The sequence below is a fragment of the Halolactibacillus sp. JCM 19043 genome, assembly GCF_001310395.1.
In the GTDB taxonomy this organism is placed as follows: Bacteria; Bacillota; Bacilli; order Bacillales; family Amphibacillaceae; genus Halolactibacillus; species Halolactibacillus miurensis.
The window spans coordinates 1-1,165 of sequence record NZ_BAXD01000079.1 but is presented as its reverse complement, the minus strand read 5'-3'; the positions used below and the strand labels follow the sequence as shown (position 1 = coordinate 1,165).

Here is a 1,165-nt window from a genome sequence, read left to right as displayed (position 1 = left end):
GGTTGTATAATATTTGGTGTTGGTAAAGGGATTTTAAGTGAGACAGAGATTGCTCACTAAAATAACTCACTAGCACCTTTTTTCTGCCTAAATGTAGAAAACAAGTGAGTTTCCCTGTAGAATTGAAGTCGACCAAAACTAATCCTTAGGAGGGAACTCACTTGTCTATATCTCATACTATAAGAATTGCCTTTGATATTCAAGATGAAAATATTAATTTTAAAGAGGATTGTGCCCGCGCGGCACAAAGAATGGCCATGCTTGCACATTCCTAGAGGGGACACTCACGTATACTCCGACGCACTGTGACCGCTGTCATGCCGGAAATGAAGACTACACCATTATTAAAAATGGCACGAAGACGTCAACGATAGTCATTCCCGCTGGGGGAACGAAAAAGATGTATCTCGAATTAAGAAAACAACGCTTCTATTGTAAACAATGCCAGAAAACATTCGTGGGGAAAACATCGCTAGTTAATGAAGGGTGCTTCATCTCGAAAGATACGTGCCTTCAGGCGGGGATAAAAACAGCTGAAGCTCGTTCAGTAAAGGATATTGCCCGTGATTGTGCTGTTTCTCCAACAACGGTTCAACGAGAAATTAATAAGGCGAGTCAAGAGCTTCAGACGTATGATCGGACGTTACCTGAAAACCTTTCTTTTGATGAATTTAAGGTCGCTAAAGGACAGATGGCTTTTATCTATATCGATGTGGTTTCTGGTGATCTCTTAGATATACTCCCGCAACGTGATGGGCGCACGATTCGCAACCACTTTACGACGTATTTTACTTTTAAACAGCGCAAGAAAGTGAAGACAGTGACGATTGATATGAATGCGAGTTATCAAGGCGTGATTAAGGACCTGTTTCCGAACGCTAAGATTATTATTGATCGCTTCCACATCGTACAATTGATGACGCGAGCGATGAATAAAACGCGTGTCAAGATCATGCAGGCATTCAATACATCAAATGGTGAAGACAAAAAGAAATACCGTCGGCTCAAGCGATACTGGCGACTAATGTTAAAACCTAGCGAGGACCTTTCAAGTACAGAGTATAAGCACTATACCATGTTCGGGCAACTGCCATCTAAATCTGTTGTAGATACTATGTTAAAGTATTCTGATGAACTAAAAGCAAACCATGACTTTCTCCAACGG

The 1,165-nt window shown here is 41.2% G+C and carries 1 protein-coding gene; it reads left to right on the top strand.

The genetic code is table 11. The features are described 5' to 3' along the window. Nucleotides 1–229 precede the first annotated feature (229 nt). Nucleotides 230–1,165 (top strand): ISL3 family transposase (locus JCM19043_RS15670; RefSeq protein WP_156321453.1); only part of this gene is annotated, 936 nt, incomplete at its 3' end.